Below are 13,020 nucleotides of genomic sequence, written 5' to 3' on the forward strand. Positions count from 1 at the left end.
GTGTCGTTAATTAACAGAAGGGACTGAGCACCATTTCAAAGAAAAAAGCGAACTTAATGTTACTGCTAGTTGCTATTTTATGGGGAAGCAGCTACGTATTTGCCAAACTAACAATTCAAGCTGGAATGCATTCTGGAGTCATCAATGCTTGCCGGGGAACAATGTGTGTAATTGCTGGCTATATTATCTTCCATAAACAGATCAACCAAATGACTTGGCTGGATTTTAAGCTAGGACTCCTTATGGGAACAATCAATTTCCTGGGTTATTTTTTACAGACTGATGCCCTCCGTTATACTACGCCGGCTAAAAATGCCTTCTTGACAACCTTATACGTTGCAATTGCTCCCTTGATTTTATGGCTATTTTGGCATGAACGTCCACAGCGGAAGACATATTTTGCGGTCGCCCTCGCGATTATCGGGATGGCCGTCATCACTAACGTTGCTAATACTGGGCTTCAATTAAATTTTGGTGACTTTCTAACTGTTGTTTCTGCTATCTTTTGGGCCTTACAATTAATCTTCTTTGGAAAGTACGCGCCGAAAGTTTCCAGTCCCTGGGTGGTAATCTTCATGATCGGCCTATGTCAAGGCACGTTCGGCTGGATTACGACCGGATTATTTGAACGTACCAATCTTCCACAAATTCATTGGGTTCAAGCCCTGATTCCCCTTGCTATTTTAGCGATCGTCGTAACCTTCTTAGCGCAAGGAATGCAAATTACAGCTCAGCAATATACTGATGCTACATCTGCTGGATTATTATTGATGTTAGAATCATTTTTTGCCAGCACCATGTCAGTTATCATGGGCTATGATCCCCTTACACCACAACTAATTTGGGGTGGTTTAATCTTACTTTTAGCCAATGCAATTATGCAAGTTAATTTCCAAGATGTGCCATTTTTAAGAAAACAGCATTAAAAATAACGAGGATGAAAAGTTTTTTCATCCTCGTTATTTTTATTTGCTTACTTTCTTATCTTCCTTGGCAACCGCTGCTTGAGCTAGCAAGTTGACATAGTTAAATGGTCGGTCAAAGTTTGGCTGGAACATTGTATCATACATTCCAAGAAATTCAATTGTATTTTGGTTCTGAATGCATAACGAAATCAGACTTAAAGTTTCTGAAATATCGTGTTTACTCATCATCTGTGCTCCCAAGATTCGTTGGGTATCCTTATCCCAAACCAATGACATCAGGACCGGCGTGGTAGTTGGCTTGAACTACTCCCACTTAGCTAAACCTACGGTTTAATGCTTGAAGTGGGAGATTCTGGAAACATCGCATACTTACCCTACCGATTCTGAACGAACCTTCAAGCAGAGGTTACGACTATTAGCCAAGGCTCGTCCCGAGCCTAACTTTATCTATCGGATAGCTAATCCTTTTTGCAAGATGACTTGTGCAGCGTTAATATCACGATCTAAATGTTTACCGCAGTTTGGACAATCCCACTCACGTACCGCTAACCATTCCGATTTATTCAATCCTAACCGATGATTATTCTTCCCACAATTAGCACAAATTTGGCTAGTATATGACGGATTGACCTGAATAAGCTTTTTACCGTACCAGTCACACTTATATTGCAACATATCTACTAATTTTGACCAGCTAGCGTTACCGATTGCTCTAGATAAATGGTGATTCTTCATCATTCCCTTAGTATTAAGTTTTTCCAACACAATGATGTCGTACTTTTTGACCAATTTAGTAGTGAATTTTTGTAGCTGATCCAACCGTTGGTTGGCAATCTTTTGCCGATACTTCGCCACCATAATACGAGCTTTCTGATAATTCTTAAAATCGTCTAATTGCCGTGGAACTAACACTTTATTATGATGATTCCAGGCGATTTCCTGCTGGGCCTTTAAGAACCGACGACTACGCAATTTCTCCCAACGATACAACTTTTTACGGTATTTGTCTTCAAAATGATTGATCGGTTCCTTGCATCCATCTGAAAGATTAAGTAATGACTTAAGTCCTAAATCGCCACCAATATATTTACTTGTTTTAGGAAGAGTTTGGTTTTCGCTTTCCACTAAAACAGTAATGTAATATTGACCAGCAACGTTCAGACGAACAGTGACATTCTTAATTTTACCCATTGGCAATCGACCAGCTCTAAAATAGACGATACCGAGTTTTGGTAACTTTATATGATGGCAATCTAAAACTTTAATATTGCCATTAACGTACTTTGAATTGTAGCTCTGAGAATATTTTCTGGATTTAAATCGAGGGAACTTATTTTGACCTTTAAAAAAGCGTTGAAAAGCATCGGCTAAATTGCGATTAGCACTTTGCAAAGCAGTTGATTCTGCTTGTTTCAACCAAGGATACTCAACCTTAAGTTGTTTCAACAGATTATTCATCCCAAAGGCATTAACAAATTTAGCTTCCGGATTGTTCTTGCGCCGTTCAATTTGCATATTAAGCATTTGATTCCATACAAAACGAACACAACCGAAGGTTTGCCAGAGCTGATTTCGTTGTGCTGAATTCGGATAGATGCGCATTTTAACGGCTTTTAGAACCATTATTTTCTCCCTTGACTTTCAATATATCGTTTTAAAACTTCTAAAGGCGCTCCACCAGTGCTAATTAAGCAATAGCTTTGTGTCCAAAAGGCTGATTTCCAAAGATACTGCTTGATTTCTGGAAATTGTTTTTTAACCATTCTGGAGCTAGACGATTTGTAAGCATTTAAAAATTTAGCCATTTCCGTATGAGGCGTTGCTCTAAACAAAACATGTACGTGGTCCTGATCATGATTCCATTCTTGCAAATTAATGCCGTATGCTTGTCCCACAACTACAAAACGATGTTTAAGATATTCAGATATTTCATCGTTAATTACTTTTCGACGATACTTAACCACCATTACCAAATGGTAATTAAGTAAGTATACTGAATGCTGATTTCTATCTAATTCTATTGTTATCACCACATTTTATAGATATATACTAAATATATCATAGAACAAAAGAAAAAGCACTAACGTACTTTAAGAGAGCGATTCATCCCCTACTTATAGAAGTGGGGGTATTCTCGCAAATTTATGGATAAAGTGCAATATTACTCTTGCCATTTATTTATCAACATTAACTTTTTCATATTCATCTGTCGGCACTTGATTCAGCAAACTAGTTGTCCTGCCAATTGATACTAAGCTTAACTCATGCATTGCTCGAGAACAAATTGTATATAACAATTGTCGCTCATCGTTACCATGGTATTGCTGATCATTCGCATTCCAGACAATAACCGCATCAAATTCCAACCCTTTTGCTAGATATGACGGCACAACAATTGGCCCCTTTACTAACCGTTGATTCTCTGTCCGAATAACGGTGGTCTTGATATTATTGGCATTTAACTTTTGATACAACTCTTCACTGTCTTTGAGATCTTTACCAATAATTGCGACGGCATCATGGTCATTCTGATACTTATTAAGAATATTAATAACTGCCGCTACCCCTTCTTGTTCATCCTTAGTTTGATAAACTTGTGGCTTATTACCTTCACGTTCAAAGGCCTCAATTGCTTCACCGTCAATTAAAATATGCTTAGTAAAGTCGGTAATTTGTTTCGTGGAACGGTAAGACTTAGTTAATTGGACAACCTTCGTCTTTTCTGGATCAAACATCGTCCCTAACTGCTTTAATAGTGACCGACTATTCTCATGAGTGAAAATCGCCTGGTTAAGGTCTCCTAACAATGTGAATTTAGCACGGGGAAAACGATATTTAAAGTAAGCTAACTGGTAAGCATCATAATCTTGAACTTCATCAACAAAAACGTAACGAATATCACGTTGACCACGCTTTCCAGTAATCAAATCATACAGGTACAGGTAAATGGTAATTCCGTTTGCACTGATATTTCCCTTCTTTAGCTCTTCTTTTATCCCATCAACATAACCTTTCCATTGCTCTGCAGAAATACCGTATTCAGCAATATTAACAAGTTTTGGAGTTACCCGGAGAAGGTGTAAAAATTGTCCATTGATGTTAAGCCACTGATTATGATCGATGGCTTTTTTTATTGGCATAAATGCCCGCATAACGATTTGACGCGCAAGGAACTTGTATTCTTTATCTTCATCCTCAAATTCACGTGGCTGGTTATTAAATAGGTTGTCGATTTCTTCTTTACTCAAGCTTTGAATTTCATCCTCTACCCATTTGTTGCGCATTTCAGATCCAACACGGTGATTAAGGTATTTAATAAGAGCTTCTTTCGTTCCATCCAACCTATTTCCCAGGTTATAGTTATTGTTAAATGAGTAGTAAATCTCCTTAATCTTATCTTTGCTCAAAAAGACTTTACCATTAAACATAAGGTTGCGGAAACGCATATTAGCATGACCAAGATGGTTAGCATAACGCTCTGTTGCTTTGAAATATTGTAAGCTAGTTAATAGTTGTTGTGCATTCTTAGCCGTTTCATCTTGGTGACTTTCAAACCGTTGTTCTAAGTTTTGAACATGAAGCTTTGGTACCCGACGATTAGCAAACTGGAAGTAAGTCATCTGGACCATATTATGCTCACCCAATTCCGGTAAAACTTGATCAATGTAGTCATTAAATAATTGGTTAGGTGAAAAAAGAACAACTTGTGAAGAGGTCAAATTACCCCGGTAACGGTAAAGAAGCCAGGCAACCCGTTGGAGAACTGCAGCTGTCTTTCCCGAGCCAGCAGCCCCCTGAACAAACAACAATTCATTTTTAGTGTCACGAATAATTTCATTTTGTTTCCGTTGAATCGTCGTTACAATGCTCTTCATCTTGGTACTTGAATGGTTACCAAGAGCATCAAGAAGCATCTGGTCGCCTACTTGTTCGTCGGTATCAAAGATGGTTACAATCACGCCATCTTTAATTTGGAATTGGCGCTTAAGAGTAAGATCAACCTCTTGTTCACCTACCGGAGTCTGGTACTTAACTTTCCCGAGCTTTCCTTCATAGTAAACAGACGAAATCGGTGCTCGCCAGTCATAAACAAGAAAGTGATCTGGCTTATCGGTAAAAGATGCAAGCCCGATATATACCTTTTCGGATTCATTGGCACCTTTTTCACGAAAATCAATGCGAGCAAAGTAAGGTTTCTTTTCAAGTCGCTGTAAAGTTGCTAGCCGGTCTGCAGCGTGTTGCCAGCTATTTTGACGTTCATCTAGCATCTGCTGTTGAGCACGAAAAGACATGGCCGTATCCATCATGCCTGAATAAGTAGTGGTATTTAAGTGGATATCATCAATTTGCTTATTGATGCCCTTAATATCATGTTGAGCCGTTTTAATCTTTTCTTCTGCTTTTTGTTCGGCCTGTTTTACTTTATCAATCACATTATCAAGGTACTTTTGTTCTAGTTCTTTTTCAGTTTTCGTAGACATTCCATACTCCCTACCTTTCATCTTCAGGTCGACTTACTTAATAATTTATCTTAAAATGATCCAATTATTATATCATTTTCGCCAATTAGTCTGTTAACTTTCCGCCTTCTATTTTTTCAATTATTAAATGTCGTTTAATTTTAATCCTAAGATCATCAAAATAACTAATAATAACGCTACAATATATTGAAACCATGATCCAGGAGGAGGAAAACAACAATGAGCCATATTTTTTATCTTCTAACTCATATTGCGGAAATAATTATTCCCATGTTTGAGTGGATGGGCGCTTGGAGCTATGTTCTCCTTTTTATCCTAATTTTTATGGAAACTGGATTAGTGATTTTCCCATGGTTTCCTGGTGAATCACTCGTCTTTTTAACTTGTTCTTTCATTGCTTTTAACCCGATCTTAAAAATGGAAATCGTCATCCCCGTTTTCTTTTTCGCGGCGCTAATTGGTGACACAGTTAATTATTATATTGGTCATTCCCTTTCTCATTGGCAATGGCTCAAAAAAAGAATGGCCGGTCCCCGCTTTGAGAAAGCACAAGAATTTTTAGCCCGTCATGGGATCAAAGCTGTAGCATTAGGGCGATTTGTACCGCTCATTCGTACCTTTGTCCCCTTAATTGCTGGAACAATGCAGTTTCCATTTCACCGTTTCACAATTGGTAATATTATTGGCGTTACATTATGGGTAGCGATTGGTGCTGGATGTGGATATTACTTTGGAACAATTCCGTTTGTCCGTCAGCACTTCTCACTTATCATCTTAGCATTTGTTGTGTGTTCACTGTTAGGAGTTGGCTTGTTAGCACTTATCAAAGCGATTCGTCAACGAATTATTAAGCGAAGCCGAATGCTATAATTGCTTTTTCTTCAGCGAAATCATGTTAAAATGTAATAAGTATTTTTATTTCGCTTAAAGGAGTGCTGTAACTATGGCAATCAATGTTTATTTTGTACGCCACGGACAAACCTATCTTAATCTCTACAATCGGATGCAAGGTTGGGCTGATGGCCCGCTAACGCCAAAGGGTGAAGAAGACGCTAAACGAGTAGGACGGGCGCTTGCTCCTATTCAATTTGATTATGTATTTTGCAGCGACCTCGCACGAACAGTTTCAACTACCCGTTTCTTGCTTGCTGAACATCCTGGTAATAATCCAACGCCAATTCCAGAGCCAGCGTTTCGGGAAGAATTCTTTGGCTACTTTGAAGGAGAAGATGGCCAACATTTTGCTGACTTTCTTGGCGGCCCAGATGGTTATCATAGTTTTGCAGAAATGGTTGCCGGGTGGGGTCCAGACAAATTAAAAGATAAGATTGCAGCCGCGGATAATTATGGTACTGCTGAAGACCATGTTGCTTTCTGGAAGCGGGTTGACAAAGGTTTTGACCGCCTACGAGCATTACCAGATGGGTCAGAAGTGCTAGTAGTTTCACACGGAGCCACTATTCGCTCAATCGTCCAACGCTATTCTGACGCTTACGATCCAGGCGATTCACCACGTAACGGCAGCATCACTAAGCTAACTTTAGATAAGAATAATACTACTGTTGATTTTTATAACAAACTTGAATTACCAGAATAATATCCATAAAGGAGGAACATTATTCTTCAATGGAGACTAACATACAAACTCTAGAACCAGTAATTATTACTGGATTAAATACTGGGCAAGAAGACTTTGACTACTCAATGGTTGAACTTGCTGAATTAGCACAAGCAAATCACATGGAAGTTATCGATCGGATTGATCAAGTCATCGATCGCCCTAATCCCGCTACCTACTTTGGAAAGGGCAAAGTAGAAGAAATTCGCGATGTGGCTGATGCTAATCACGTTCCTACTATTATTACCAATGATGAATTATCACCAAGTCAACTACGTAATCTTGAAGAAGGAACCGGATGTCGTATTCTAGACCGAACTGCTCTTATTTTAGAGATTTTCGCAACTCGTGCTCAATCTAAAGAAGCGAAACTTCAGGTGCAAATCGCTGAACTTCAATATCGCTTACCACGATTGCAAACTAGTGCAAGTGAGCGCCTAGACCAGCAAACTGGTGGAGGAAGTGGCTTTACTAACCGGGGGGCTGGGGAAACTAAACTTGAAATGGATCGTCGAACTATCCAACATCAAATTTCCCACCTTCGTCAAGAATTAGCAGCCATTGATAAATCTGAACAGACAAAGCGAAAGCAACGAGCAAAAAGCGCCATTCCAACAGCGGCCCTCGTTGGCTATACCAATGCTGGTAAATCAACTATTATGAATGGCCTTGTAAGAAGATATGGAGCTGCTGAAGAAAAAACCGTTTTTGAAAAGAATATGTTATTCGCGACCCTTGATACAAGTGTCCGACAACTAACGCTTCCAGATCAAAAACGTTTCTTATTAAGTGATACGGTTGGATTCGTTAGCAAGTTGCCTACTCACCTTGTTGAATCATTTAAATCCACGCTTGCAGAAGCCGCTAACGCCGACTTATTAATCCAGGTTATTGATTATTCTGATCCGCATTACAAGGAAATGATGGAAACAACTAACGAGACTTTAAAACAGATTGGAATTAATGATATTCCAATGATCAATGTGTTTAATAAAGCAGATAAAACTGAAATAGAATTTCCTATCCTCGAAGGTGACGATCAAGTTGTTATCTCAGCAAAGCAGGATGCTTCATTAGATCTTCTCGTTGACGTTATTAAGAAGCGTCTCTTTAAAGACTATGTTACTACCACGCTTTTAATTCCATTTACTGATGGGCACGTCGTTTCTTACCTCAATGAACACACTAATATTTTAGATACTACTTATGAAAGTGATGGAACATTATTAACGGTAGAAATGTCAGTTCAAGATTATCATCGGTTTGGAAAGTATGAAAAGAACTAACATAAAAAGCAGCGATCAATTTTTGGCCGCTGCTTTTTATGTTAGTCTATCTCTCTGCTTTTACTCCGAAAATCAAGGAGACAATCATCACTAAGATTACTGCTCCAATAATAGATGGAATAATTGCCATTCCTGCTACTTGTGGTCCCCATGCACCTAACACTGCTTCACCGATTGACGAGCCAACCAGTCCAGCTACGATATTACTGATAACTCCCATCGATCCACCGCGACGGGTTAATGCACCAGCAGCAAGACCGATCAATCCACCAACAATTAAAACCCAAATCCAATGCATAATTATCCCTCCTTTTTATCTTCCAATGTATCTTTAAGATCAGTTACTTTATCCTTAGCTTTTCCTTTAGCTTTCTGCAACTTTCCCTCAGTTTCGCGGGGCTTGTCGTTGGTTATTTTACCTTCAACCTCTTTTAATTTACCCACTACTTTATCTTTAATTCCATGTTTATCGCTAGCCAATATCATCAGTCCTTTCATCTATTCTTGGCTACTAGTGGCTGACAACATTTTATTAATTTCGCTCCCTTCCATAATGACTAGTGCTTTCAACAGTTTTAAGTTTAACAGTCTCCCAACAAGAAAGCGATATCTTAATAGATTACTTACGTTTTCTTTAATAATTTTATTTATGTCTTAATTAAAAAGAAACTCTACCTTCATAAATTGGTAGAGTTTCTTTTTATTCTTGAACTTAATTACATTCTTATTTCATTTCGTGAATGCTTGCCTTCTAAAATCGTAACAGCATCATTCAAACTAATCTCGACCATATTACGAATAGATGTTTCGGTTAGGAACGCAACGTGGGGTGTAACAAGAACATTTGGCATTGCCGCTAATTTCTTGTAATCATCTGGAATTTGATCTGATGTAACTTGCTTCCCAAAGAAAGAAGTTTCGTCAGCTAATGTATCTAGGCCAGCACCCGCAATTTCTTTATTTTCCAATGCTGAAATTAAGTCCGCGGTATTTACCAGTTTTCCACGAGCCATGTTAATCAAGTAAGCATTGTCTTTCATCATCTTAAATTGTGGTGCTGCAATCATGTTTTCGGTACTTGGTAACAACGGTGTATGCAATGACAAAATATCCGCATTCTTAATAACAGTATCGAAATCGGTATATTCAACGTATGGTTCATATTCGACATTGTACGATGGATCATATGCAAGAACTTTTGCGCCTAATGCTTTATAAATCTGAGCAGTGGCCCCACCAATATTACCAAGGCCAACAATTCCCACGGTTAAATTGTAAATTTCATTACTGATCAAGTCATCGCTCCACCGAAAATCACCATGGCTCATTCGTTGTTCGAATTCACCAATCCGTCGTAACAAGTACATCGCCTGAGTAACGCCCATTTCTGCGATTGCCCTTGGTGAATAAATAGGGACATTCGTTACAATGATGCCATTTGCTTTACATGCATCTAAATCAAAAATATCAACACCAACCATCCGAGCAGCTAATTGCTTTATTCCCATAGCTGCTAATTGCTCATACAGTTGTTCATCCCCAAGTTTTGTTGTTTGCTGTAAGGAAATTCCATCATATCCCTCTGCAAGCTTAACTGTATCAGCATTTAATGGTTCAGTAACCATCTTGACGTCATTGCCTGTCTTCTTTTCCCATGCTTCAATATAAGGCTTTTCAGCGTCACGAACGCTATACATAATTAATTTCATCAGTTTTCCCATTCCTTTCATAAAAACCGCTTACATTAATAGTTTAACACTCCTTTACTTAATCATCAGTATTTTAGCAACAAAAAAAGCAAAGCGGATTTGAAGTTCCACTTTGCTTCAGTTATTTTTAATTATTGTTCGCCATTATCTCCTTGGTTTGGGCGACGTTGTTGAAGGTGCATACCGTCATAATCGCCTTCTGGTCCAAGCAGTTCTTGGTTATTATCCAATTCCGAGCGACCAGCATAGTGATGATGTTGTAACCAAATCATACCGACTAGTAACAATGCATAGAAGACAATTGCGATTACGATAAGAACAGTGTTACAGAACATCGTGTAATGTGCTCCCAAACCACCAGAAATTGAATCACGGAGTCCTAAGATTGAGTAAGTCATTGGTAAGTACCAGTGAATTACGTTATAGAACTTCATTGTAATTTCCATTGGGAAGGTACCACCAGATCCACCTAATTGAAGCATCAAGAGAACCATGGCAAAGAATCGACCGGGGTTATCAAAGAGCATTGAAAGGAACATAACAATTGCCATTGAGGCTAACCCGAAGCATATCGTCGTCACAAAGAATGAGACTGGGTGAATAACTGTAAGTCCACACGCCATCATAATTGCGTCTTCAGCGATTGCCATTGCAGTTACTACCAGTGATCCAACTGTTACCTTACTTGCCCACCAAGCGATTGGAGCTTTACCAAATTCAGCAACCCGGCGAATTGGGTAAACAAAGTTAAATACAAGTGCCCCAACATATATTGCTAATGATAGAACATATGGTGCTAAGGCGTGACCATAGTTTGGTACATAACTGTAATCTGTGTGCTTAAGAGCAGTTGGTTCTGCAAACATCTTGGCAGTCCGTGGTGAAGTCTTAATACCATTGATTTGCTTTGCACCACCTGCAAGAGATGTAGCCAATTGAGAAGCACCAGCATTCAACCGCGCAATTCCTGAAATAAGAGCAGGAGAATTATCTTGAAGTTGTTGAGTTCCGGCAGCTAATTGATTTACACCAGCAACAAGAGCAGGAACTTGACCGTTTAGTTGACCAAGCGCACCAGCTAATTGAGCTGCACCAGAGTTCAAGGCCCCGCTATTAGCGTTAAGCTGGGCAATTCCGTTACCTAATTGACCAACACCTGCTGTATATTGACCGATTCCACTAGCCAATTGACCAGCTCCGGCTCCAGCTTGCGCGACCCCAGCTGTGTATTGACCGATTCCGCTAGCTAATTGATTGGCACCGGCTCCAGCTTGAGCAACACCTGCTGTGTATTGACCAATTCCTGAATTAAGCGTACCAGCACCGGCAGCAGCACTATCAACACCATTAGTATATTGATTTACACCACTATTAAGCGTGCTTGCTCCAGAAGAAATCTGACTTGTTGCTTGTTTAAGTTGATCAACAGCTCCTGGCATTGCCGCTAAGGTGCCTTTATAGCCATTTAAGGTTGCTAATAATGCGTTAGCTTGACGAATAGTCCCATCCGCATTATCTAACACAGCAGACATTTGTGAAAGCTGACCTAATTGTTGTTGCATACCACTCAAGCTTCCTTGAAGGTTACTCAATTGACCAAGGGTTCCACTTAATCCTTGAATAGCAGCAACATTAGCATCGGCTTTTTGCACAATTTGTTGAGCAGCCTGCTTGGATTGTTCACTAGCTTTATCATCGCTAAGAATTTGTTGTGCCAATCCAGCAATTTGACCATCGTTAGTTGCAACACCTTTAAGCTGATCACCAGCACTGGCAGCACCAGATAATGCTCCTGAAGCTTGTTGAAGACTAGCAGCACTACTTTGAACACCAGCAAGAGCATTCTTAGCAGTTGTCAAACCGGTCTGGAGTTGACCTAACCCTTGCTGAAGATTTTGTGCTTGATCCATGGCCCCCATAATCCCATTAAAGTTAATGTTTCCTAACTGACTGTTAACGGTTGAATTCAACTGATTAGCACCAGATGCTAATTGACCTGAACCGTTCCTTAAGTTCTCTGAATTACCACTTAACGTATTCAAACCACTACTTAATTGGTTAGCACCAGAATTTAAGGTACCAGAGTTAGCCATTAAAGTATTTAATCCAGCATTCAACTGACTAGCACCAGAATTTAACGCACCAGAGTTAGCCATCAAAGTGCTTAATCCACTGCTCAACTGGTTAGCACCGGAATTTAGTGCACCGGAATTAGCCATTAATTGGCCAACACCATTGCCGAGGAGACTAACCCCACCAGTATATTGCATAATACCATTTGCTAAGGTTTGGCTCCCGGTAGCAAGTTGTTGCGCACCAGAAGCTAATGGTGCAACGCTAACACGCAAGGTTTGAACCCCGTTATTTACTTGGGAAACTCCTGCAACATAACGATTTACACCATCACTCAAGGTCACCATTCCGGTACCAATTTGTTGGGCACCATCAGCGGCCTTGTTCATCCCCTTACCTACAACATGTAATTGCTTAAACATTACCGTTGCGTAAGCGTTAGTAACCTGGGCACGAATTTTTTCATTTAGCCGTGTCATCCCTGTTTGGGCAATTACCTGTCCAATGTAGTTCAAGGAACCATTAGTTTGATAATGTAACTTCATCGTCTTAGGATGCTTTTGCAAAACAGTCGTTGCATTTTCAGAGAAATCTTTAGGAATCGTAACCACCGCATAGTACTTGCGATGACTCATACCATATTTTGCTTCTTTAGCGGATACGAATTCCCATTTTAATTGGTGATTTTTCTTCAATTCATTAACGGTCTGTTTCCCAACATCCATTTTCTGGCCTTGGTATTCAACCGGAATATCCTTATTTACCACCGCAACTGGTAAGTTACGTGTACTTCCATACGGGTCCCATACTGATTTTAAGAAGAAAATACTATATAGGAAAGGTATTAAGCAAATAACCGTTACTGATAAAAGCAGTAAACGGTTATGAATAATATGACGAAATTCGCCTTTAATCATGCTCCACATT

Annotated in this window: 11 protein-coding genes and 1 pseudogene; 4 read left to right on the forward strand and 8 right to left on the reverse strand. The window is 39.4% G+C overall.

The window, feature by feature from the left end; translation table 11 throughout:
* The first annotated feature begins 56 nt into the window (after nt 1–56).
* Nucleotides 57–926 (forward strand): DMT family transporter, encoded by an 870-nt coding sequence (locus tag LREU_RS08475; RefSeq protein WP_003669008.1) that lies wholly within the window; start codon nt 57–59, stop codon nt 924–926.
* Between the two features lie 39 nt (nt 927–965).
* Here LREU_RS08475 and LREU_RS08480 read toward each other — a convergent pair.
* From LREU_RS08480 to helD, 4 genes and pseudogenes are all read right to left on the reverse strand, one after another.
* A pseudogene (locus LREU_RS08480) lies at nt 966–1,229 on the reverse strand (NADH oxidase); the annotation flags it as partial.
* 144 nt (nt 1,230–1,373) lie between these two features.
* Complete coding sequence (locus LREU_RS08485) at nt 1,374–2,549, reverse strand: RNA-guided endonuclease TnpB family protein (RefSeq protein ID WP_003669011.1); 1,176 nt, start codon at nt 2,547–2,549, stop codon at nt 1,374–1,376.
* The gene (gene tnpA, locus LREU_RS08490; protein WP_035167654.1) at nt 2,549–2,947 is read right to left on the reverse strand and encodes an IS200/IS605 family transposase; all 399 of its coding nucleotides are present in this window, start codon (nt 2,945–2,947) and stop codon (nt 2,549–2,551) included. The genes LREU_RS08485 and tnpA overlap by 1 nt, the downstream gene beginning before the upstream one ends.
* A 153-nt stretch (nt 2,948–3,100) precedes the next feature.
* On the reverse strand, nt 3,101–5,407 hold the full coding sequence (helD, locus tag LREU_RS08495; RefSeq protein WP_011953560.1) for an RNA polymerase recycling motor HelD: 2,307 nt from the start codon (nt 5,405–5,407) through the stop codon (nt 3,101–3,103).
* A gap of 219 nt (nt 5,408–5,626) precedes the next feature.
* Between helD and LREU_RS08500 the strand changes: the two genes are divergently transcribed.
* From LREU_RS08500 to hflX, 3 genes are all read left to right on the forward strand, one after another.
* A complete protein-coding gene (locus LREU_RS08500) occupies nt 5,627–6,277 on the forward strand; it encodes a DedA family protein (protein ID WP_003669016.1) in 651 nt (216 codons plus the stop codon).
* Between the two features lie 73 nt (nt 6,278–6,350).
* Nucleotides 6,351–7,004, forward strand: a complete 654-nt coding sequence (locus tag LREU_RS08505; RefSeq protein ID WP_003669019.1) for a histidine phosphatase family protein — start codon at nt 6,351–6,353, stop codon at nt 7,002–7,004.
* 29 nt (nt 7,005–7,033) lie between these two features.
* On the forward strand, nt 7,034–8,311 hold the full coding sequence (gene hflX, locus LREU_RS08510; RefSeq protein WP_003669021.1) for a GTPase HflX: 1,278 nt from the start codon (nt 7,034–7,036) through the stop codon (nt 8,309–8,311).
* Between the two features lie 46 nt (nt 8,312–8,357).
* Here the strand turns inward: hflX and LREU_RS08515 are convergent, their stop codons facing one another.
* The 4 genes from LREU_RS08515 to LREU_RS08530 form a co-directional block, all read right to left on the reverse strand.
* On the reverse strand, nt 8,358–8,609 hold the full coding sequence (locus tag LREU_RS08515; RefSeq protein ID WP_003664819.1) for a GlsB/YeaQ/YmgE family stress response membrane protein: 252 nt from the start codon (nt 8,607–8,609) through the stop codon (nt 8,358–8,360).
* A 2-nt stretch (nt 8,610–8,611) separates the two neighbouring features.
* The gene (locus LREU_RS08520; protein WP_003669022.1) at nt 8,612–8,809 is read right to left on the reverse strand and encodes a CsbD family protein; all 198 of its coding nucleotides are present in this window, start codon (nt 8,807–8,809) and stop codon (nt 8,612–8,614) included.
* A 218-nt stretch (nt 8,810–9,027) separates the two neighbouring features.
* Nucleotides 9,028–10,020 (reverse strand): D-2-hydroxyacid dehydrogenase, encoded by a 993-nt coding sequence (locus LREU_RS08525; RefSeq protein ID WP_011953561.1) that lies wholly within the window; start codon nt 10,018–10,020, stop codon nt 9,028–9,030.
* Nucleotides 10,021–10,151: 131 nt separating this feature from the next.
* The gene (locus LREU_RS08530) at nt 10,152–13,019 is read right to left on the reverse strand and encodes a YhgE/Pip domain-containing protein (protein WP_003669026.1); all 2,868 of its coding nucleotides are present in this window, start codon (nt 13,017–13,019) and stop codon (nt 10,152–10,154) included.
* Nucleotide 13,020 lies beyond the last annotated feature (1 nt).

Source organism: Limosilactobacillus reuteri subsp. reuteri (assembly GCF_000016825.1).
Taxonomy (GTDB): Bacteria; Bacillota; Bacilli; order Lactobacillales; family Lactobacillaceae; genus Limosilactobacillus; species Limosilactobacillus reuteri.